Raw genomic sequence first — 19,716 nt, 5'->3', positions numbered from 1 at the left:
CCCTAAAAGCACGTTGACGGTGTGTATCGTTGGGCCAATACTTTGGATGGGAGTCGTCTCATTGCCTCTTCGTCAAGCACTTTGTTAAGGAGGGCTCGGGGATGATGTTGGACTCGAAACGGATTCACGTTTTGGCACTCGCCTCGGGGCTTCTGCTTCTTGCCGGGTTTCCGGCCGGCCAAGCCAGCGCACCGACCGTCTCGCCGATTTTTTTCGGTCAGGGGTATGTCTGCGCCGATGGGACGCATTTTACTGTGGCCGGCTTGGAGAATGCGCCCACCGTGAGCCTCACGCTGAACGAAAATCCACCCGAAGTTTTGGCCCGCGAACCTACGGGCCAGCTTTCGGTGTATAGCAATGCCCGCCATAACCTCTACCCCGAGAAGACGGGGATCAGCTTGGGGCGGTACAAGAAGGGCCTGCTTTACACCACCTTTTGCCAGACTCCCCCCTGAACGCCGGGATCCGGCCGGCAGGATCGGCACCGTGGGCGGTTCGGTCGGGTGACGTTGCGAGGGGGCGGGTATGCCTTATGGCAGGGTTGGGGGCGCAGCGGTTGACGCGACGGTCGGGGAGCGGAATACTCTTTTTGTGGCGGAATTAAGGCTTTTCCCGAGGCAATCCAGGGAAAGGTCAGGCGACTGTCATGGAGGGAGGACACCCATGAAGCGGATGATGGGAATGGCTTTGGGGCTGGTCGGCCTGGTGGCCTTCGGCGCGACAGCCTCGGCTGAGGATCTGCGCTCGTTCACCTGTAGCGATGGCTTAACCTTCACGTTGAAAGTCAATGATGACAAAAAGACCGGTGAATTGACCCTCGCCGGCCAAAAGCCTCAGGCGGTGACGCGAGAGCCCGGGAGTGCGGCCGAAATGTTCACCGGGGAGAGCGTTTCGTTTTATTCCGATGGTGCGTCGGTCTCCCTGGCCTACATGAAGGGAACCGAGCAGGCCGGGACGGAGTGCAAGAAGAACTAAGTCGAGATAAAGAGAAGTCTGGGGAGGCGCGGTCTCCCCAGACCCCTCGGGGGGGTTAGCGTCGGGCCAGGGCCAGGGCCAGGGCCTGGGCCCGGGTTCCCGAAAGGGTGGCGCGGGTCGAGAGGGCCTCGGGATCCACCTGAAGGTCGATCACGGCCGGGCCCTGTCCGGCCAGGGCGGCGTCCAGGGCCGGGGCGAAGGCCTCGGTGGTGGCGACGCTGTAGCCACGGGCCCCGTAGGCTTGGGCCAGTGCCGCAAAGTCGGGGTTGGCCAAGGTGGTGCCGATCACCCGTCCGGGATAGCGCTTCTCCTGGTGCATGCGGATGGTGCCGTACATGCCGTTGTTGATGACGATCACCAGCAGGTCGAGCCCGTGGGCGACGGCGGTGGCCAGTTCCTGGCCGTTCATCAGGAAGCAGCCGTCGCCGGCAAAGGCGACGACGCAGCGCTCGGGCTGGGCGATCTTGGCCGCCACCGCCGCCGGCACCCCATAGCCCATCGACCCGTTGCCCGGCGCCAGTTGGCTCGGGAACACATGGCTTTTGTGGAAGCGATGGACCCAGCCGGCGTAGTTGCCGGCCCCGTTGCACACAATGGCGTCGCGCGGCAGGCGGGCTTCCAAGGTGGCCATCACGGCCCCGAGATCGACGGCGCCGGGGCAGGGATCGGGGATCAGGGCGGCCTCGTAGTCGGCGCGGGCGGCTTGGCGCCATGCGGCCCAGGCTTGGCCGTCCACCACCGGCAGGCGGGGCGCCAGGGTGTCCATAGCCGTGACCAAGCCCAGGCGCGGGATATACACGCGGCCGATCTCGGCGGGGTCGGGCACGGCGTGGATCAGAGTTTGGGCGGGGTGCGGGCTGCTCAACAGGGTGTAGCCCTGGGTGTCCACCTCGCCCAGGCGGGCGCCCAGGGCGACAATCAGGTCGGCCTCGCGCACCCGGGCGTTGAGGGCCGGGCTGGCGCCAAAGCCGAGGTCGCCAACATAGCTGGGGCTGTCGTTGTCAACGATGTCCTGGCGGCGAAAGGCGGCGGCCACCGGCAGGTCACAGGCCTCGGCCCAGCGGGTCACCTGGGTGGCGGCCTCGGGGGTCCAGGTGCCGCCGCCCACCACCACCAGGGGGCGGCGGGCGTCGGCCAGCAGGGCGGCCAGGGCTTCCAGGTTGGCCGCGCTCGGCGCCGGGCGGGCGGCCGGCCAGGGTGTGGGATCCTGGGCCGTGGCCAGCTCGGTCAACACATCCTCGGGCAGGGCGAGAACGGCGGGGCCGGGGCGTCCCGAGGTCGCCGCCGCCCAGGCGCGCGCCACCAGTTCGGGCAAACGGCCCGCGCTATCGGCGGTGGCGGTGAACTTGGCCAGGGGAGCGAACAAGGCGGTCATGTCCACTTCCTGGAAGGCCTCGCGGCCCGCCATGCCGCGCCCGACTTGCCCCACCAGCACCAACAGCGGGGTGGCATCCTGAAACGCGGTGTGAACGCCAACCGTGGCGTTACAGGCGCCGGGGCCACGGGTGACAAAACACACGCCGGGCTGTCCGGTGAGCTTGCCATGGGCCTCGGCCATATAGGCGGCCCCCCCTTCTTGGCGGCAGACCACGAGGCGCAGGCGCCCGGCCCGGTCGTGTGCCGCATCGAGGAAGCCAAGAAAGCTCTCGCCGGGTACGCAATACACCGTCTCCGCCCCCAAGCTGAGGAGCGCATCGGCCAACAGGGCCCCCCCGGTGCGGGCGGGGAGGGAAACACTGGGAGAAAGCATCACCCAAGGACCTCCGTTTTCCAAAATTCCTAAAAAAAGAAGAGGGTCTGGGCAGGCGGTGCCTCCCCAGCCTTCAAAACCCGCTTCGGGTTTCAAACAAGCGCCGACGTCGGCTCCGGTGGCCAAAAAGGCCAAGCGGCAGCTTGAGCACGTCATAAGCCAGGAGCCCCAAGGCCACGCCGGCCAGCCAATAGGCGAACCCCACCGCCGAGAACGGCAGTGTTGGCACGAAATGCTCCAGCGTTTCTAGGAACAAGTCCCCGTTCAGATGCCCCATCAGCACCAGCGGGCCCCCCCAGAGGCCATGATGGGCCAGGGTTTGGTGGAGGTGCTCCAGGTCCGTCACCCGCAGGGCAAGAGCCTCGGCCAGCGGGCCGGGCAGGGAGCCTCCGGCCGAGGCCACCGCCTGGGTGAGGGCGGCCCGCGCCTCGGCCGCCTGAAGCCCCAGGCGGTGCAGATAGTGGGCGCTGAAGCCGGGGGCTTGGGACAGCACCATGCCACTCATGGCGGCGACCGCCGCCCCGGCCAAGCGATCCAGTGTGCGCAGGAGCCATGTCATGGGCTCATTGAACGCATTTCAAGCACCGGGGGCAAGCGGGGAAACAAGGCCGGGCTGGGGGCGAGCGTTCGGAGATGAGAGGGGGCTGGGGAGGCGGCCGCCCCCCCTCCCTCGTTGTCTTCAGGCGGGCTTGCGATCGCTCAGGCGCTCGACCTGGGCACCGCAGGCGGCCAGCTTGGCTTCCAGGCACTCGTAGCCGCGATCGAGGTGGTAAACACGGTTGACGATGGTCTCGCCCTCGGCGGCGAGGCCGGCCAGCACCAAGCACACCGAGGCACGCAGGTCGGTCGCCATGACCGGGGCCCCCGACAACCGGCTGACACCGCGTACGATGGCGGACCCCCCATGAATATTGATGTCGGCCCCCATGCGCATCAGCTCGGGGACGTGCATGAAGCGGTTTTCAAAAATGTTCTCGGTGATCATCGAGGCGCCCTCGGCGGTAGCCATGAGGGCCATCCATTGCGCCTGCATGTCGGTGGGGAAGCCGGGGAAGGGCTCGGTGATCACGTCCACGCCCACCACCGGGGCGCCGCGGGCGTCCACCTCCAAGCCGCCATCGGCCCGGTTGACCCGCACCCCGGCCCGGCGCAAATGATCCACCAAGCTCTCGACCAACTCCAAGCGGGTGCCGGTTAGGGTCAGGCGGCCCCGGGTGATGGCCGCCGCCAGGGCGTAGGTGCCAGTCTCGATGCGATCGGGCACCACGGCATGACGGGTTCCGCTGAGGGAGGCCACGCCGCGCACGCGCAAGGTGGGGGTGCCCAGGCCCTCAATGTCGGCGCCCATGGACTGAAGGCAGCGGCCAAGGTCAATGATCTCCGGCTCGCGCGCCACGTTGTCGAGAAGGGTCTCGCCCTCGGCCAGGACGGCCGCCATCAAGGCGTTTTCCGTGCCGCCCACCGTGACCTTGGGAAACTCGAAGCGGGCCCCTTTGAGCCGTCCCTTGACCCGGGCGTGAACATAGCCCTCGCGCAGATCGATCTCGGCCCCCAGGGCCTCCAGGGCCTTCAGATGCAGGTCCACCGGCCGCGTGCCGATGGCACAGCCCCCCGGCAGTGAGACCCGGGCCTGCCCGTGCCGGGCCACCAGCGGACCCAGGACCAGGATCGAGGCCCGCATGCGCCGCACCAGATCATAAGGGGCGGTGGTGTCCTTGAGGCTGCCGGCGTTCAGGTCCACCACCCGGCCGGCGCTGGATGTGGCGTCGTTGAGGGAGACCCCCACGCCCATGTGTTCCAGCAGGGCCGCCATGGTTCTGATATCGGCGAGGTCGGGGCAGTTGGTGAGGCTGACGGTCTGGTCGGTCAGGAGGCTGACGGGCATCAAGGCCAGCGCGGCATTCTTGGCGCCCCCAATGCGCACCGTGCCATCCAGCGCGGTACCGCCAACGAGACGGATACGATCCATGCGAGCAAAGTCTCCCGGGGGCAGGGGGAAGGCCCATCCCGGGGCCCCTTCCCTGATAAAAGGCGGTTCCTATCCCATCCCGCCTTCCGGTGCAAGGGACGTGGCGAGTGGCGTGGGAGGAGGGGGAATCGCCAAATAAGTGTTATTCACAGCAAAAAATTTTCGCTTTGATTTATTCTGCCCTCTCTTGCAAGGCCGGGACCGCCATCAGACATCAAAGCAAGACGAATCGCGGGGGGCGGGCAGCCGCGGGGGGGCGGGAGATGTCACGGGAACAACCAACCAGGGCGAGAGGAGCCGAGAGGGCAGGGGGGGAGGCTCAACGTCGCTGCGTGGCTCTCCTCGGAGGCCTTGCCTTGATTTTGGCCGGGATTGGCGGGTTTTTGCTGCTGGAGGGGGGACAGAGTCCCGCCGATGCCGCGGGCCCACTTCTTCTGACGCGGGCGGAGGCCGTCCAGCGGTTCACCCGCTCTTTTGTGCGCGGATATGCCGCCCAGGTGGCGCTCCTGGCCCAAAGCCTCGCGGCGGGCGCGGCGCCGGCCGAGGTGTTGCGCGGCGTGGTGGCCCGCGACCCCCTGGTCGCGCGGGTCCAGCTTTTGGAAACCGATGGCTTGGCGTGGCGCGCGGAGCGGGCCGAAGAAGGGGTTCGCCTCGTGCAAGGGGCTTCCCCCGGTCCCGGCGTCCCCCCAGCCGACCCGGTGGGCCGGATGGTGATCAGCGGTCCCGACCTGGAGGAGGAAGGAGGGGGCTTTGCGGCCGGCATCCCAACCTTGCATTTCGCCCAGCGGGTGAGCAGCGAAGACCAGAGGATGGTGATGCTCACCGTGGACGCCTCTCCCCTTCTGCAAGGCAGCGACCTTGAGGGGCCGGGGGTGGCCCTTCAGCGCTCGGTGCTGGACGAGGAAGGGTACTGGCTGAGTGGGGCCGCCCCCGGAGCGGCTCTGGGGGGATGCGTCGCGACCGCCACGCCACCTTGGCGCTGGAGAACCCTCCTTTGTGGGGGCAAATCCGCGAGCGGGGCACCGGGCGCTACGCCGACGATGGGCATGTCTGGTTGTTTGCCCGGATTGATCTCGCGGCGCTCTCCGGCCTTCCCGTGGCCCATGCCCCGGTGTGGTATGACCTGCAAGGGGCTGGCGCTTCTGCGGGCGGATCCCTGCACCACGTCCAACAGGTTGGGGGAGGCGTTCTGGGTTTGGCCGGGCTGATCGTGGTGGGTCTGGTGATCGACTCCCGCCGGCATCAGCGCCAGGCCCCCGACCCGCCTCGCTCCGAACGGATCGAGGTCTTGGGGACCCTGGCCGTTGGTCTCAATCAAGCCCTGGCGCCAGGGTTGGCCAATGCCTTGACCTTGGTCTCCGCCGTGCGTCCCCTGGCGGCGACCTTGCGCCAGCCGCCCGACGCCTTGACCCCGTGGGCACTGTCGGGCCTCGCCGACCGCATGGACGCCGGGCTGGGCGCAGCGTGTCACGCACTTGATCAGGCCGGGCACGTGCTGGAGCGCTTGCGCGACATCGGCGCCACGCCCCACGCCTTTCCCTCGCGTCTGTTTGATCTCGATGAACTGGTGCTGGCGGTGGCGGAGATGGTGCGGCCCCGGTTTCGCGCTGGCCCCTTTCAGCTCAACGTGGAAGCCGGTGCCCGCGCCCATCTTGAGGGCCCTCCCGATGTCTTGCGCCAGATTTTGGAAGAGCTGCTGGACAACGCCGTTCGGCACGGCCTGGGCGAACGGCCCTTGGGCGAGGTTGTCTTGCGCAGCGCGCCCGGCCCTGGCGGCACCGTTGTCGTCTCGGTGGCCGATGACGGCGCCGGGATGCCCCCCGACGTCGAAGCTCGCGCGTTCGAGCCCTTTTTCTCGACCCAACCGGGGGCGCTGGGGGTGGGGCTGTGCGTGGTCGAGGCCCTCACTCTCCAGCGGTTGGGGGGGCGGGTCGCGGTGGTGTCTTCCCCCGGCGAGGGGACCCGCGTCACGCTGACGTTGCCGCGACGAGCGCCCGAGGCCGATCCTCCCCGCAACAAGGAGCCCGCGTGATGTCTGCATCGCCTGGAGCCCTGTCCTCGGTTCCCGCCGCGCCGGAGTCTTTTTCGGCGCCATGGCGGATTTTGGTTGTGGAGCCCACCCCAGAGGGGCGTGCTGCCGTGTTCTTTGCGCTCCAGGATGTCGAACTCCTGGGCCGGCCCCTGCTGTTGGTGCCGGCCGGCACCACCGTCGAGGCCTGTCGCATCGTGCGAAGTGCCGAGGCGCCGGCCGTGGCCTTGATTGATGTCGGGGAGGAGGGGCCGGCGGCTCTCGAAGTCCTCCTTGGGCGGGTGCGGGCCCAGGCGCCGGCCGAGATGCGCCTTGTTCTTTGGGTCCGCCACCCCAGCCAGATCCCGCCCTTGTCCATGCTGACACGCCATGACGTGAGCGACGTCTGTCGCCGAAGCGATCTCACCCAAGGGCGGTTGCTCATCGTTTTGCACGTCACCTTGTGTGCCTATGAGCAGCGTCTGCGCCTGCGGTACTACCGAGAGGGGGTGGTTGAGGCGCTGGTCGCACTGGAGGATCCGAGGTCGCGGGGGCGTCTTGAGACCCTGGCGCGGGGGTTGTTGCTGCAAATCACCGGGCTGTTGGGCGGCGATGGGAGCGCCCTGGTGGCCTCTGGCCCTGGTTCCGACGCGGCCGCCGATCCGATCGGCTTTGTCGTGCTTGGAGGCTGTGGTCGCTTTGCTGGGCTGTCCGGCACCTCGGTGTCCTCGCAACGCGGGGAAGGGGGGCTGTCTTGGAGGCCTTTGCCGCGGCTGCCGGCCGCGCCGAGGGGGGTGGCGTGACGGCCGCTTCGCCTTGCTGATCCCCCTGGGGCCGAGGCGCAGCATTTTTCTGGTGGTCGAGGGACTGGCTCGTCCTCCTGCGCGAGACATGCTTGATAGTCTTTGGCGGTTCGCCAGCAGTGTGGCTCAGGCCGCCGAAACCGTGGACCAGATCGCGCGTCTTGAGCGCCTCGCCTATCACGATGGTGCCTTGGGCTTGCCCAACCGCCATGGTTTCGAGCGCATGCTAGACCAGAGGTTGCAAGAGCCGGGACCCAGGCCGGTGCTTGTCTTTTGTGCGGTGGAAGGGGTGGCGGTCATCGCGGCCACCTTTGGCGCCACCGCGGCCACCCAGGTGTTGCGGGCCGTGGCCGGTGTTTTGCAAGGTCCGCCCATCGGCCTTGATCGCCTTGCTCGCTTCGCCGATGACAGCCTCGTTGGGCTTGCCGGTCCCGATGGTCTCGACCCGCCCGTGCTGGAGACCCTGCAAACCCAGCCGGTCCCGGTTGAAGGAGGCATGGCGCCGGTGCGGTTGCGCGTGGCGTGCGTGGACCCGGGGTCTGAGGTCCGCGAGGCGTCCACGCTCTCCCGGCACGGCCAAGCCGCCTTGCTGGCGGCAGAGGGGGGCAAGGGAGGGGGAACGATTCGGTATACCCGGGCCATGAACGATGGTCTCTATCGTCGCTTGCGCCTGCGCACCGCCTTGCGTCGAAGCCTGGAGCGCGACCGGGGGATTGACGTGCACCTTCAGCCCCAGGTTGATCTGGCGCGCGGAACCATCATCGGCGCCGAGGCCTTGTGCCGCTGGTTCTTGGACGGTCACGTGGTGCTGCCCGAGGAGTTCATCCCCCTGGCCGAAACCGGCGGTCTGTCGCGCGCCCTGACCGGGGCCGTGATCCAGCGCGTCGCCGAGATTGGCGCCGATCGTCGTGCCCTTGGCCGCCCTGCGTTGCGCTTGTCGGTTAACCTGAGCGCCATGGATCTCAGCAGCGACGACTTTGTGGAGACCTTGCTGCGCGATATCGAGGCCCTGGGCCTGACCCCCGACCTTTTGGCGTTCGAGATCACCGAGGCCCAGATCCTGATCCATCCCCGTCCCGTTCTGGACGAGGTTGCCAAGCTGCGCCGGGCCGGCTTCGAGGTCTTGCTCGATGATTTTGGTACCGGTCGGGCCTCCCTCAGCCTGCTGGAACGCCTGCCGGTGACGGCCGTGAAGATCGACCGCACGTTTGTTGCGTCTCTCACCGTGGCCGGGGCGTCCCGATCCCTGGTCGCCACGGCTCTTGCCATGGCCCGCGGCCTGGGCTTGGGCGTCGTCGCCGAGGGGGTGGAGACCGTCGAGCAACACCAAGCCCTCGCCGCCTTGGGGTGTGAGGTGGCCCAGGGCTTTCTCTACGGCGCGGCCGTCCCGGTTGCCGAGTTCGAGCGGCTGGTTGGCGGGTGGAGCTTGGCGCGCTGTCTCGCCACGGCCACCTGAGCCTCCAGGAAGGGAAGGGGGAGCCTGTCTTCTCTTTTCGTGGTTCTTCCCGGGAGGTCCGGCGCGGCAAAAAAGCAAAGTCCCTCATTTTTTCCTTGCCAGCCCCCGGGGCGCGTGGCACTTTGCCGCCCTCCCCGGACGGGGTCCTCTCGGATCCCGGTCCATGGCGTGCCGCCGTAGCTCAGGGGTAGAGCACACCCTTGGTAAGGGTGGGGTCGGAAGTTCAATTCTTCTCGGCGGCACCACTTTTTTTGTCGGCGTGGGCCGCCGTAGCTCAGGGGTAGAGCACACCCTTGGTAAGGGTGGGGTCGGAAGTTCAATTCTTCTCGGCGGCACCATTTTTTGTCGGCATGAGCCGCTGTAGCTCAGGGGTAGAGCACACCCTTGGTAAGGGTGGGGTCGGAAGTTCAATTCTTCTCAGCGGCACCATTTTCCTGGTCGTGACGGGTATCGTGACAGCCGGGGAGGCAAGCCTCCCCAAGGCCCATCTTACCGTGGCTGGGGACCTGCTCCCCGGGCCTGGATCACGCCATAGCGCCCAAGATAAACCAGAAATCCGGCGATCCACGCGCCGCCCGAGATCAGCAGCAGCGGCCAATACGGGGTGCCCGGCACCGCAGCGCCTCCGCGCGCCAGCGCCGCGATCAGCAAAAAACCATAAATCCAACGAGTTGGCGCATCGGCACGCAGCGCCAAGCCGCTGTGGCCCAAGGTGGCCCGGGTCATGATGGCCACTACCATCAAGGTGATCGCCCCCGCTCCCAGGGCATGCAGCGCCGCCCCGTCCAGGCCCCACGCCGGCCGCCAGACCGCCGCCGCCAGCACCAAAAGCCCGACCGGTACTCCGGCATAGGCGACGTGCAAGATCCAAACCAAACCTTCTGCCCCGGTTGCCGCGCCACGCCAGCGCGCCAATTGGGCCACGGTGGCAAGGCCGGCCAAGGCCAGAAGCAGGGCGACCATCGGGCTTTGGGGGAAGGCGGTCCACCCCGCCATGCTTGCGATCGTGAGGCCCAGGGCGATGTGATCCAGGCGATCTGGCGGCGGGGGGACGTCGGAGATTTGGTGCTGCTTCAACCAAGTTCGGGTGAAGTTGGGCACAATCCGCCCGCCGATCAGAGCGATCAACCCAACCAACACCGTTAGCGCCAGCCGGGGGCCGATGTTCTGGTCCGGGAGCACGCCCGCCGTTTCCAGCCAGTCCACCGCCGAGGCGCCCCCCAGGAGCCCTAGGGCCACGCTGACCGGCAGGTTGCGGGTGTTGCGCGCCACCACGACCTCGTGAGTGAACAAGCCTGTCAGCATCAGCCAAAAGCCTGTCTCCACCGCAGCGCCCAGCAGCCACGGCGTGGGCAGGGCGATCAGAAGGCGGGCCGCCAGCCACAAGAAGGCCAGAAGCAGGAGTGTCCCCCCCGCAACGGGGGGCGCCCGGTCCAACTGGGGGAGGCCGTCAGGACAAAGCCGGCCACGGCCGCCCCGGCAAAGCCAAACAGCATCTCATGGGCATGCCAGCCCAGCGGCGCAAAGGGGCCGGGGATCACGAGGCGGCCTTGCAGTACAAGCAGCCAAAGTCCCATGACCACGACGGCATAAAGCCCGGCCCCTAGGAAAAAAGGCCGGAAGGCGCGGGCAAAAAAGAGCATCAGGGGCGAAGGAGGGAGCATGGAGAGGCATCCGTAGCCAAGTCCGAGGAAAGTAGGAAATGGTAGTATCTACACGAGGATGACAGCAAGATTAAGGTTGCGGGAAAAAAAACAAAAAACCACTGCCTTTATAAGAATGTCACCTTTCAGGTGCCCAGAAAAACGACATCAAGGGCATTCCGATTGGCGGGTGCTGGTGGTATAGGCAGAGGATGATGCCTCGCCTCCTGAGAGAAGGGGGGTGCCTTTTATAATCATCAAGGAGAATCTCCTTGAGGGATGAAAGGCGTAAAGAATATGGAGTGCACGACCATGGTCAGGACATCCACAGCGGCGTTCCCAGATGAGGGTATTGTGCGGCAGACCGCACGCAAGAAATTTGTGATCAAGATTCTGCTGGGGACCGGGCTTTTGTTGATCCTGTCCTTCGGTGGATTGGGGGTGTGGGTCTACACCTACAGTAGTCGTATTTTGGAGCAGGAAATTGCTACCGAAGTGAATGAGGCCAGTCATTCCGCTGCCCTGGCCGTGCAAAACTGGCTCGAAGGCCGCCTGCTGCTGATCCAGGGATTGGCCGCCGATATTGAAACCACCCCTGATCCGGCCGCCCTGGCGCCCCTGGTCACTCGCCCTGTTCTGACCTCTTTGTTCTCCGAGGTTTACTTTGGTCATCAGGCAGATGGCGCCTTTACCACCTCCAACCCGACCGGGACTGCCCCCAGGCTACGATCCAAGGCCACGACCCTGGTATCAGGCAGCGCTCAAGGCCGGCACCCTGACGCTGAGTGATCCCTATGTGGATATCACGACCAAGGTCCTGGTTCTGACCCTGGCCCAACCGGTGAGGCAGGGGAACGCGGTGCGTGGTGTGGTGGGGGCCGATCTGCCGTTGAAGGCCTTGCAAGCGTATTTGAGTACCGTTACTCTCGGCGGCAAGGGGTTCTTGTTCTTGGTCGATGCCAAGGGTCAGATCCTGGTCCACCCCGACAAGGCCAAGGTCTTGACCTCCCTCGGCTTTGCACCCGATCAGCCGCCGGCCGTGCCCGACGGGGACATCCCCCTCCTCCAGTTCCATCCCCTGGGCGGACTCATGGCCGGGAAGTGGTCCGTGGGCGTCGCCCTCGATCCCGAGAGCATCCATGCCCCTGTGCGGGTTCTCGGCATGGTCGTCGGCGGCGGCGTGCTGGGCTGCTTGGTCATCGTGCTGGCCACGCTGGCCGTCTTCCTGTGGCGCGGCGTCGCGCAGCCGGTTTCCCGCATGACCGTCGCCATGACCGCGCTCTCGAACGGCCACCTCGACACCGCCTTGCCCGATCGCGACCGCCAGGACGAACTCGGCGCCATGGCCCGCGCCCTCGAGGTCTTTCGAGATCGATCCCACGAGGTCGCGTTGCTGCAAGCCCGCCAGGAGGCCCAGCGCCACGAGGCCGAGGAAGCGCGCAAGACCCTGCTGGGGGGACTGCTCCTCGATTTCGAGGCGTCCGTCACCCACGTGCTCCAGGCTTTGAGCGCCTCCAGTGCCGACATGGAGTGCATGGCCCAGGCCCTGCAAGCTAGAATGGCCGAAGCCGGTCACGGCAGCGAGGCCGTGCGACAGGCCGCCGTCAAGACCTCGGCCAATGTCGAAACCGTCGCCGTGGCCTCGGAGCAACTCGCCGCCTCCATCGACGAAATCGCCCGCCAAGTCACCCAAAGCGCCGACATCGCCAGCCGCACCGCCAGCGACGCCGAGGAAGCCCGCCGCCTCATCGAAGATCTGGCCCGCCATAGCGAGGATGTGGGGGAAATCGTCACGCTGATCGAGGCCATCGCCAGCCAAACCAATCTGCTGGCCCTCAACGCCACCATCGAAGCGGCGCGGGCCGGCGAGGCCGGCAAGGGGTTTGCCGTGGTCGCCGGGGAGGTCAAATCCCTGGCCGCCCAAACCGCCCAGGCTACGGGGCAGATCGCCAGCCGCATCCAGGCCACCCAGCAGGCCACCGCCCAGGCCGTCGCCGGCATCCGGGCGATCAACGACGTGGCCCGTCAGGCCCAGGCCCTGGCCGCCGGGATCGCCGCCGCCGTCGAGGAACAGGGGGCCGCCACTCGGGAAATTTCACGCAACGTCACCCAGGCCGCGACCGGCACCCAGGATGTAACCGGCCACATCCACGAGGTCTCGACCACCGTGGGGCAGGTCAGCGGCCAGTCCGACACCGTCCACGTCGCGGCCCAGACCTTGAGGGGGCGGGTGCAGGACTTGGAGGCGCAGCTCCAGCGGTTTGTTGCGACGATGCGGGCCGCGTAACAGGGAAGGCTGGGGAGGCTTGCCTCCCCAGACCCCACATTCATGGGGTCCTGCCGCCGACACGATTCCCCAGGAGCGGAGGGGTCTGGGGAGGCCCCGCCTCCCCAGCCTTTCCTCAAACGTCCAAGTTCTTCACGTTCAGCGCATTGTCCTGAATGAACTCACGGCGCGGCTCGACCACGTCGCCCATCAAGGTGGCAAACACATCCTCGGCCTGATCGGCCTGGGCGACCTTGACCTGGAGCAGGCGGCGGGCGTTGGGGTCCAAGGTGGTTTCCCACAGCTGTTCCGGGTTCATCTCGCCCAGGCCCTTGTAGCGCTGGATGGAGATGCCGCGCCGACCGGCGGTCATGATGGCGTTGACCAGGGCGACGGGGCCGGGGATGCGGGTGTCGCCTTCCTTCGAGCGCAAGGTGGCCGGCTGGCCGAAGATGTCGCGCAGGGCGCCGGCCATGGTGCCCAGGCGCCGCGCCTCGGTGCTGTGGACCATCGGACCGTCGATGGTGTGGACCTCCTCGACGCCGCGCAGGGTGCGGCGCAGGGAAAGGCCGCCGCCGTCGGCGAGGCTGCCCCGCCAGCCCCGTTCCAGCGAATCGGCCAGGGCATCGACCCGGGCGGCCACCTGATCGGCGGCGGCCTGGGCCCGAACGGGATCGGCCAGGATCTCGGGCGAGAAGGCGCCGGCGATGGCCGCTTGTTCCAGGAGGTCCCAGGGCACCTTGCGGCCCATGCCCAACACGGCGGAGCGGGCGAGGCGCGAGCGTTCCACCAGATCGCGCAGATCGGCGGCGCCGACCTGGGTGCCGTCGCCCAGGATCAAGACGGTATCCTCCAGGCCGGCGCTGATGAGGTAGTCCTCCATCTCGCGGTCGTCCTTGAGATACTGCTCGGACGAGCCGCGCCGGGCCCGGTATAGCGGCGGCTGGGCGATGTACAGGTAGCCCTTTTCCACGATCTCCGGCATCTGCCGGAAGAAGAAAGTCAGCAACAAGGTGCGGATGTGGCTCCCGTCCACGTCGGCGTCGGTCATGATGATGATTTTGTGGTAGCGGGTCTTCTCGATCGCAAAATCATCCTTGCCGATGCCCGTGCCCAGGGCGGCAATCAAGGTGCCGATTTCGGCCGACGACAGCATCTTGTCGAAGCGGGCCCGCTCGACGTTCAGGATTTTGCCGCGCAGGGGCAAAATGGCCTGAAAGGCGCGGTCGCGGCCCTGTTTGGCCGAGCCACCGGCCGAGTCACCCTCCACGATGAACAGTTCGGAGTGGGCCGGATCCCGGTTTTGGCAATCGGCCAGCTTGCCGGGCAGGCTCGCCATGTCGAGCGCCCCTTTGCGCCGGGTCAGGTCGCGGGCTCGCCGGGCGGCCTCGCGGGCGGCGGCGGCCTCAATGACCTTGCCAACGATCAGGCGGGCGTCTTGCGGGTGCTCTTCCAGCCACTGGTCGAGCCGTTCGGACACCACGGCCTCGACGACCGGGCGCACCTCGCTCGAGACCAGCTTTTCCTTGGTCTGGCTGGAGAACTTGGGGTCGGGAACCTTGACCGACAGCACGCAGGTCAGGCCTTCGCGCATGTCATCGCCGGTCAGGGCGACCTTTTCCTTTTTGAGCAGGCCGCTGTTTTGGGCATAGGTGTTGAGGGTGCGGGTCAGAGCGGCGCGAAAGCCCGCCATGTGGGTGCCGCCGTCCTTTTGCGGGATGTTGTTGGTAAAGCACAGCACCGACTCGTGATAGCTGTCGGTCCATTCCAGCGACAGATCCACGGTGATGCCGTCGCGTTCGCCCGAGGCGGTGACCGGCGAGGCGTGCAGCACCTTCTTGGACTTGTCGAGGTAGCGGACAAAGGCCTCGATGCCGCCCTCGTAGTGGAATTCGGCGACGCGAGGCTCGGCGCTCCGGTAATCCATCAGAACGAGTCGGACGCCGGAGTTCAGGAAGGCCAGCTCGCGCAGGCGGTGCTCCAAGGTGGCGTAGTCGTAGTCGGTATGGGTGAAGATCGACGGGGAGGCAAAAAAGGTGATCTGGGTGCCGCTCCGGCCCTGGCTGTCGCCAACCACGGCCAAGGGGGCCACGGCGGCGCCGTGCTCGAAGCGCAGGTAGTGCTCCTTGCCGTCGCGCCAGATGTACAGGTCGAGCCAGTCCGACAGCGCGTTGACGACCGAGACGCCGACCCCGTGCAGGCCGCCCGAGACTTTATAGGCGTTCTGGTTGAACTTGCCGCCGGCGTGCAATTGAGTCATCACCACTTCGGCGGCGCTCACCCCTTCGCCCTTGTGGATATCGACGGGAATGCCGCGCCCGTTGTCGCGCACCGTGATGGAGCCATCGCCGTTTAAGACCACCTCGGTGCGGTCGCAGTAGCCGGCCAGCGCCTCGTCAATGGCGTTATCAACGACTTCGTAGACCATGTGGTGCAGGCCCGACCCGTCGTCGGTATCACCGATGTACATGCCCGGGCGCTTGCGCACCGCCTCCAAGCCCTTGAGAACATTGATGGATTCAGAGGTATAGGCCTGTTGTGTCATGGGGGTTCCGTCAGGGTTGGGCAGCCGGCGACGGGCCGGACGCGCGAGGAAGCGGCCCAGGGAGCCGGCGATCTAGCAAGGGCCTAGTCTAGCACAGCCCCCGCGTCGAGACGCAGAAATTGCGCGGTTTTGGTCCAGAATTCAAATGCTTGAGGGTCGGTGCCCGTGACCCAGGCCTGGGCGCCCAGGGCATCAATCTCCCCCAGCAAGGCCGCACGCCGCGTTGCGTCGAGATGGGCCGAGACTTCATCAAGCAAGAGCAAGGGCGCCATCCCCCAGCGCGTCGCCAGGACCCGGGCCTGGGCCAACACCAGGGCAATCAGCAGGGCCTTTTGCTCGCCTGTCGAGCTGTGGCGCGCCGGCTGCCCGGTGGACGCGTGGCTGGCCTGCCAGTCATCGCGATGAGGGCCCTGGCCCGTGGTCCCGCTCGCCGCATCGGGGCGCCGGCTGGCGGCCAGGGCCCGGCGCAGGCGCTCTTCCACCCCAGGGCCGGTTCGTGGGCCAGCCAGCCGGCAATCTCGGAGACCAGATCCACCCGCACCCCGGGAAACGGCCCGGCCCCGGCGGCGGCGGTCTCGCCCAGCAGATCCAGCAACTGGGCCCGCGCCGCCACCACGGCGACCCCTTGGCGGGCCATCACGTCTTCCAGGGCATCAAGCCACGCGGGGACAGCGCCGCCCTGGCGCAGCAGGCGCAGGCGGTCGCGTTGGGCCCGGGCATAGGCGGCCGCCCGGCCAGCGTGCTCGGGATCCAAGGCGTTGACGAGTCGATCCAAAAATCGTCGCCGATCCGATGCCGCTCCCCGGAACAAGCCGTCCAGGTCCGGGGTCAGCCACAAAACCGGCATCAAGGCGCCCAAGGCCGCTTGCCCGGCGGCGCTGCGGCCATCAATGCGCACGAGTCGCCGCTCGCCCGCCGCCACCTCGCGCCCGGTGCCCACCTCGGCCGCGCCCCGGACACCCAGTGCCAAGCGGGCCGCCACCCCCCACGTTGGGGACGGCGGGGCGTGCGGCGTGGGCCGATACCCGACCTCGGCCAGCGCCGCGCCGCGCAGGCCCCGGCCCGGGGTGAGAAACGACAAGGCCTCCAGGAGGTTTGTTTTTGCCTGCCCCATTGGCGCCCCACAGCACAACGGGGGCCGGACCCACGCTCAGGCGGGTTTGACCAAAGCCGCGAAACCGGGTCAGGGTCAGGCTCAGGACCGCCGCCGGCGGCCAGGGCCCCAGACTCACACGCGCATCGGCATCAAGACGTACACCGCCGAGGCATCGGCGGCGTCGCGCAGCACGGTGGGCGATGACGAGTCAGCCAGATGCAGGCGCACGGCGTCGCCCTTGACCTGATCGAGAATGTCGAGCAGGTAGCGCGCGTTGAAGCCAATCTCCAACGGCGTGGCGCCATAGGAGGCTTCGATCTCCTCGACCGCCGAGCCGGCCTCGGGGCTTGAGGCCGACAAGGTCAGGGTGCCCGCCGCCACCGCCACCTTGATGGCGCGCGACTTCTCGGTGGAAATCGCCGCCACCCGGTCGGTGGCCTGGGCGAAGGGCTGGCGTGCCACCTCCAGGATTTTGTCGTTGTCGGTCGGGATCACCCGCTCATAGTCGGGGAACTTGCCGTCGATCAGCTTGGAGATCAGGCAGACGTCGTCGAAGGCAAAGCGGATCTTGTGCTCAGAGAGCGACACGTTCACCACCATGCCGGTTTCCTCGACCAGTTTGCGCAGTTCGGTCACCGTCTTGCGCGGGACAATGACCGCCGGCATGCCGGCCGCGCCCTCGGGCAGCGGGATTTCCACGCAGGCCAAGCGATGGCCATCGGTCGCCACCGCCCGCAGCACCGGCTGACCCGCCGCCTCGGTGGCGTGCAGGAAAATACCATTCAGGTAATACCGGGTTTCCTCGGTCGAGATGGCAAAGCGGGTGCGGTCGATCAACGCCCGCAGATCGGCGGCCGGCAGGACAAAGCTGTGGGAAAAGTCGCCCGGGCTCATCACCGGGAAGTCGTCCACCGGCAAGCAGGCCAACTGGAAACGCGAGCGCCCCGCCCGCAACACCAAGGGGCCGTCGCCGCCCTCGTGGCTGAGTTCCACCTGGCTGCCATCGGGCAGCTTGCGCACGATGTCGTACAAGGTATGGGCGGGGGCGGTTGTCGCGCCGGGTTGGGAGACGGTGGCCGGGATCGATTCGGTGATCTCCAGGTCCATGTCGGTGGCATTGAGGCCCAGGCCTTCCGCCGAGGCTGTCATGCGCAGGTTCGACAAAATGGGAATGGTATTGCGCCGCTCGACCACGCTCTGGACGTGCCCCAGGGATTTGAGGAAGGCAGTGCGCTCAAGAGTCAGCTTCATGGGGACCTGGACCAATCTGGAGGCCACGCGGGCCAGACGAGAAAAGGACCGGAGTATACGCTAAACGGTGGCGAGACCCAAGGAAAAGCGGCAAAAGCCGAACGGCGGGGAGGCGGACCTCCCCGGGGCCCTTCGGTTCTTGGGCGGCTTAGGCTTCCAGCATGCGGCGCAGCAGGTCCACGTCCTCGGCGAAGGAGGGGTCGCCGGCCATCAGTTCCTCGATCTTGCGAATCGCGTGCATCACCGTGGTGTGGTCGCGCCCGCCGAAGTTCTTGCCAATGTAGGGCAGCGAGCGGCTGGTCAGTTGCTTGCTCAGGTACATGGCCACCTGACGCGGCCGGGCCACGGCGCGGGCCCGGCGCGCCGAGTGCATGTCGGCCAGTCGAATCTTGAAGTGATCGGCCACCCGTTTTTGGATGTCCTCGATGGTCACCCGTCTGTCGTGGGCGCGGACCAGATCGTGGAGGACTTCCTGGGCCGTCTCCACGGTCAGGGCGCGGCCGACGAGCTGGGCATGGGCCACAAGTCGAATCAAGGCGCCCTCGACCTCGCGGCCGTTGGTCGTGACTTTGTGGGCGATGAACTCCAGCACGCGCGGCGGCACCGGCACGCCCATCTGCTCGGCCTTCGACTCCAAGATGCCCAGGCGCAGCTCGTAGGTGGTGGGGTGCAAGTCGGCGACCAAGCCACAGGACATGCGCGAGCGCAGCCGCTGGCCGATGTGGTCAAGGTCGGTCGGCGACTTGTCGGCCGAGAGGACGATCTGCGCGCCCTGATCGACCAGGGCATTGAATGTATGGAAAAATTCTTCCTGGGTGCTGTCCTTGCCACTGATGAACTGGATGTCGTCCACCATCAGCACGTCCACGCTGCGGAACTGCTCCTTGAACGACAAGGTATCCTGCTGGCGCAGCGCCCGGATGAAGCGGTGCATGAACTGCTCGGCCGACAGATAAATCACCCGGCGCAGCGGCTGGTTTTGGCGCACACAGCGGGCAATGGCGTGCATCAGGTGGGTTTTGCCCAGGCCAACACCGCCGTACAGGAACAACGGGTTAAACGACATCCCAGCGGTCTCGGCCACGCGCTTCGCAGCGGCGTAGGCGAACTCGTTGGGTTTGCCCACGACAAAGTTGTCGAAGGTGTAGCGAGGGTCGAGGGGGGCCGACAGGCCATCATCCAGAGTCGGGGGCGGGGGCGGGGCGGCCGGTGTCGGCGCCGAGACGCGGGGCTCCTCGGCTTTGAGGCGTGAGCGCGGGGCCCGGGGACGACGGGCAGGGGCCGTGGGGGGCAGGCGGGGACGAAGGCTCCTCGAAGGCAGGCTGCGACACGATGGGCCCGGCAGACCCGGCACCAGCCGCCGGCTTGGTCGGGCGTGCACTGCCCTCAACGACGAAGTCTACGATGCGCACCGAGGGATCTTCCTCGGTCCACAGCGAGCGGATGCGGTCGCCGTAGTGGGTCATGACCCAGTCGCGCATGAAGCGGGTGGGCACGCCCAGGCGCACCGAGCCCGGGCCAATCTGGGCCAAGGTCATGGGCTGGACCCAGGTTCGGAACGCTGTTTCTCCGAATTCCCGCTTGAGCTGGCCCCGCACGCGATCCCACCGGATCACCGCCGCTCCATCGCGCCCCGACGCTCCGTCCATTGTTCCCACTCCACTTTCAGGCGTCCCAACAGGGACACGACCCCAGGGGATCCTCCCCCATGCTTCCCGCTGCTTCGTTGCGGGGGCCGGAATTCGTCACACCAAGGTTAACATCTCGTTAAAATACCCCTTATCCAGGAGCATGTAGGGAAAAACAAATCCACATACAAGAAATACCAAAGAACATCCTAATAAATTCCTACCGCTTCTTTCTCGATCCATGGGGAGACTTCATAAGATTGACCTTGACTGGTTCCAGAAGGAGACTCGAAGGAGGTCAAGGCAATCGAATCGGCCGGTCTTTT

General features: G+C 66.8%; 17 protein-coding genes, 3 tRNA genes and 1 pseudogene. 11 read left to right on the top strand and 10 right to left on the bottom strand.

Going from position 1 to position 19,716, the window contains the following annotated elements; genetic code table 11:
• Positions 1-101: 101 nt before the first annotated feature.
• Together RSPPHO_RS04620 and RSPPHO_RS04615 are read left to right on the top strand one after the other, a co-directional pair.
• Positions 102-455, top strand: a complete 354-nt coding sequence (locus RSPPHO_RS04620; RefSeq protein ID WP_041794221.1) for a hypothetical protein — start codon at positions 102-104, stop codon at positions 453-455.
• A 208-nt stretch (positions 456-663) separates the two neighbouring features.
• On the top strand, positions 664-975 hold the full coding sequence (locus RSPPHO_RS04615; RefSeq protein WP_014414107.1) for a hypothetical protein: 312 nt from the start codon (positions 664-666) through the stop codon (positions 973-975).
• A 55-nt stretch (positions 976-1,030) separates the two neighbouring features.
• Here the strand turns inward: RSPPHO_RS04615 and RSPPHO_RS04610 are convergent, their stop codons facing one another.
• The 3 genes from RSPPHO_RS04610 to murA all read right to left on the bottom strand — a co-directional run bounded on the left by RSPPHO_RS04610 (position 1,031) and on the right by murA (position 4,694).
• A complete protein-coding gene (locus RSPPHO_RS04610; protein ID WP_041794218.1) occupies positions 1,031-2,725 on the bottom strand; it encodes a thiamine pyrophosphate-dependent enzyme in 1,695 nt (564 codons plus the stop codon).
• A gap of 73 nt (positions 2,726-2,798) precedes the next feature.
• The gene (locus RSPPHO_RS04605; RefSeq protein WP_014414105.1) at positions 2,799-3,284 is read right to left on the bottom strand and encodes a DUF2937 family protein; all 486 of its coding nucleotides are present in this window, start codon (positions 3,282-3,284) and stop codon (positions 2,799-2,801) included.
• A 120-nt stretch (positions 3,285-3,404) separates the two neighbouring features.
• Positions 3,405-4,694, bottom strand: coding sequence for a UDP-N-acetylglucosamine 1-carboxyvinyltransferase (gene murA, locus RSPPHO_RS04600; RefSeq protein WP_014414104.1), 1,290 nt, complete (start codon positions 4,692-4,694; stop codon positions 3,405-3,407).
• Between the two features lie 332 nt (positions 4,695-5,026).
• Between murA and RSPPHO_RS20355 the strand changes: the two genes are divergently transcribed.
• The 7 genes from RSPPHO_RS20355 (at position 5,027) to RSPPHO_RS04565 (ending at position 9,390) form a co-directional block, all read left to right on the top strand.
• A complete protein-coding gene (locus RSPPHO_RS20355) occupies positions 5,027-5,902 on the top strand; it encodes a hypothetical protein (RefSeq protein ID WP_041794215.1) in 876 nt (291 codons plus the stop codon).
• Positions 5,890-6,726, top strand: coding sequence for a sensor histidine kinase (locus RSPPHO_RS04590; protein ID WP_041794212.1), 837 nt, complete (start codon positions 5,890-5,892; stop codon positions 6,724-6,726). Before RSPPHO_RS20355 ends, RSPPHO_RS04590 begins: the two co-directional genes overlap by 13 nt.
• Positions 6,726-7,505, top strand: a complete 780-nt coding sequence (locus RSPPHO_RS20350) for a GAF domain-containing protein (protein ID WP_041794209.1) — start codon at positions 6,726-6,728, stop codon at positions 7,503-7,505. The genes RSPPHO_RS04590 and RSPPHO_RS20350 overlap by 1 nt, the downstream gene beginning before the upstream one ends.
• Positions 7,506-7,593: 88 nt before the next feature.
• Positions 7,594-8,961 carry a bifunctional diguanylate cyclase/phosphodiesterase gene (locus tag RSPPHO_RS04580; protein WP_041794206.1) on the top strand — a complete coding sequence of 456 codons (1,368 nt, stop codon included), beginning with the start codon at positions 7,594-7,596 and terminating at the stop codon, positions 8,959-8,961.
• Between the two features lie 170 nt (positions 8,962-9,131).
• A tRNA-Thr gene (locus tag RSPPHO_RS04575) sits at positions 9,132-9,206 on the top strand.
• A gap of 18 nt (positions 9,207-9,224) precedes the next feature.
• Positions 9,225-9,299, top strand: a tRNA-Thr gene (locus RSPPHO_RS04570).
• A gap of 16 nt (positions 9,300-9,315) precedes the next feature.
• A tRNA-Thr gene (locus RSPPHO_RS04565) sits at positions 9,316-9,390 on the top strand.
• Positions 9,391-9,450: 60 nt separating this feature from the next.
• Here the strand turns inward: RSPPHO_RS04565 and RSPPHO_RS04560 are convergent.
• Positions 9,451-10,538 (bottom strand): annotated as a pseudogene (locus tag RSPPHO_RS04560) (NnrS family protein).
• A gap of 378 nt (positions 10,539-10,916) precedes the next feature.
• Here RSPPHO_RS04560 and RSPPHO_RS04555 point away from each other — a divergent pair.
• Together RSPPHO_RS04555 and RSPPHO_RS04550 are read left to right on the top strand one after the other, a co-directional pair.
• Positions 10,917-11,393 (top strand): hypothetical protein, encoded by a 477-nt coding sequence (locus RSPPHO_RS04555; protein WP_157879088.1) that lies wholly within the window; start codon positions 10,917-10,919, stop codon positions 11,391-11,393.
• Positions 11,284-12,891 carry a methyl-accepting chemotaxis protein gene (locus RSPPHO_RS04550; RefSeq protein WP_081581646.1) on the top strand — a complete coding sequence of 536 codons (1,608 nt, stop codon included), beginning with the start codon at positions 11,284-11,286 and terminating at the stop codon, positions 12,889-12,891. The genes RSPPHO_RS04555 and RSPPHO_RS04550 overlap by 110 nt, the downstream gene beginning before the upstream one ends.
• Positions 12,892-13,006: 115 nt before the next feature.
• Here RSPPHO_RS04550 and gyrB read toward each other — a convergent pair whose 3' ends face one another.
• The 6 genes from gyrB to RSPPHO_RS20875 form a co-directional block, all read right to left on the bottom strand.
• A complete protein-coding gene (gene gyrB, locus RSPPHO_RS04545; RefSeq protein WP_014414096.1) occupies positions 13,007-15,415 on the bottom strand; it encodes a DNA topoisomerase (ATP-hydrolyzing) subunit B in 2,409 nt (802 codons plus the stop codon).
• A gap of 83 nt (positions 15,416-15,498) precedes the next feature.
• Positions 15,499-15,678, bottom strand: coding sequence for a hypothetical protein (locus RSPPHO_RS20880; RefSeq protein ID WP_242390570.1), 180 nt, complete (start codon positions 15,676-15,678; stop codon positions 15,499-15,501).
• A gap of 56 nt (positions 15,679-15,734) precedes the next feature.
• Entirely contained in the window at positions 15,735-16,529 is a 795-nt protein-coding gene (locus RSPPHO_RS04540) for a DNA replication/repair protein RecF (RefSeq protein WP_014414094.1), read from the bottom strand.
• Positions 16,530-16,643: 114 nt separating this feature from the next.
• Positions 16,644-17,762, bottom strand: coding sequence for a DNA polymerase III subunit beta (gene dnaN / locus RSPPHO_RS04535; RefSeq protein WP_041794197.1), 1,119 nt, complete (start codon positions 17,760-17,762; stop codon positions 16,644-16,646).
• A 148-nt stretch (positions 17,763-17,910) separates the two neighbouring features.
• Positions 17,911-18,933 (bottom strand): chromosomal replication initiator protein DnaA, encoded by a 1,023-nt coding sequence (dnaA, locus tag RSPPHO_RS04530; RefSeq protein ID WP_242390645.1) that lies wholly within the window; start codon positions 18,931-18,933, stop codon positions 17,911-17,913.
• Between the two features lie 4 nt (positions 18,934-18,937).
• On the bottom strand, positions 18,938-19,411 hold the full coding sequence (locus tag RSPPHO_RS20875) for a DnaA N-terminal domain-containing protein (RefSeq protein WP_242390569.1): 474 nt from the start codon (positions 19,409-19,411) through the stop codon (positions 18,938-18,940).
• Between the last annotated feature and the right edge of the window lie 305 nt (positions 19,412-19,716).

Source organism: Pararhodospirillum photometricum DSM 122, from assembly GCF_000284415.1.
In the GTDB taxonomy this organism is placed as follows: Bacteria; Pseudomonadota; Alphaproteobacteria; order Rhodospirillales; family Rhodospirillaceae; genus Pararhodospirillum; species Pararhodospirillum photometricum.
The sequence above is the reverse complement of the archived record's forward strand: the minus strand, read 5'-3'. Positions and strand labels throughout refer to the sequence as shown.

Bases quoted from the DNA above. Each gene is read 5' to 3' on its own strand.
- RSPPHO_RS20875 (WP_242390569.1), bottom strand. From the start codon at position 19,411: ATGGACGGAGCGTCGGGGCGCGATGGAGCGGCGGTGATCCGGTGGGAT.
- RSPPHO_RS04555 (WP_157879088.1), top strand. From the start codon at position 10,917: ATGGTCAGGACATCCACAGCGGCGTTCCCAGATGAGGGTATTGTGCGG.
- RSPPHO_RS04550 (WP_081581646.1), top strand. From the start codon at position 11,284: ATGGCGCCTTTACCACCTCCAACCCGACCGGGACTGCCCCCAGGCTAC.
- RSPPHO_RS04620 (WP_041794221.1), top strand. From the start codon at position 102: ATGATGTTGGACTCGAAACGGATTCACGTTTTGGCACTCGCCTCGGGG.
- dnaN (WP_041794197.1), bottom strand. From the start codon at position 17,762: ATGAAGCTGACTCTTGAGCGCACTGCCTTCCTCAAATCCCTGGGGCAC.
- RSPPHO_RS04540 (WP_014414094.1), bottom strand. From the start codon at position 16,529: ATGGGGCAGGCAAAAACAAACCTCCTGGAGGCCTTGTCGTTTCTCACC.
- RSPPHO_RS20350 (WP_041794209.1), top strand. From the start codon at position 6,726: ATGTCTGCATCGCCTGGAGCCCTGTCCTCGGTTCCCGCCGCGCCGGAG.
- gyrB (WP_014414096.1), bottom strand. From the start codon at position 15,415: ATGACACAACAGGCCTATACCTCTGAATCCATCAATGTTCTCAAGGGC.
- RSPPHO_RS04605 (WP_014414105.1), bottom strand. From the start codon at position 3,284: ATGACATGGCTCCTGCGCACACTGGATCGCTTGGCCGGGGCGGCGGTC.
- RSPPHO_RS04610 (WP_041794218.1), bottom strand. From the start codon at position 2,725: ATGCTTTCTCCCAGTGTTTCCCTCCCCGCCCGCACCGGGGGGGCCCTG.
- RSPPHO_RS04580 (WP_041794206.1), top strand. From the start codon at position 7,594: ATGCTTGATAGTCTTTGGCGGTTCGCCAGCAGTGTGGCTCAGGCCGCC.
- murA (WP_014414104.1), bottom strand. From the start codon at position 4,694: ATGGATCGTATCCGTCTCGTTGGCGGTACCGCGCTGGATGGCACGGTG.
- RSPPHO_RS04615 (WP_014414107.1), top strand. From the start codon at position 664: ATGAAGCGGATGATGGGAATGGCTTTGGGGCTGGTCGGCCTGGTGGCC.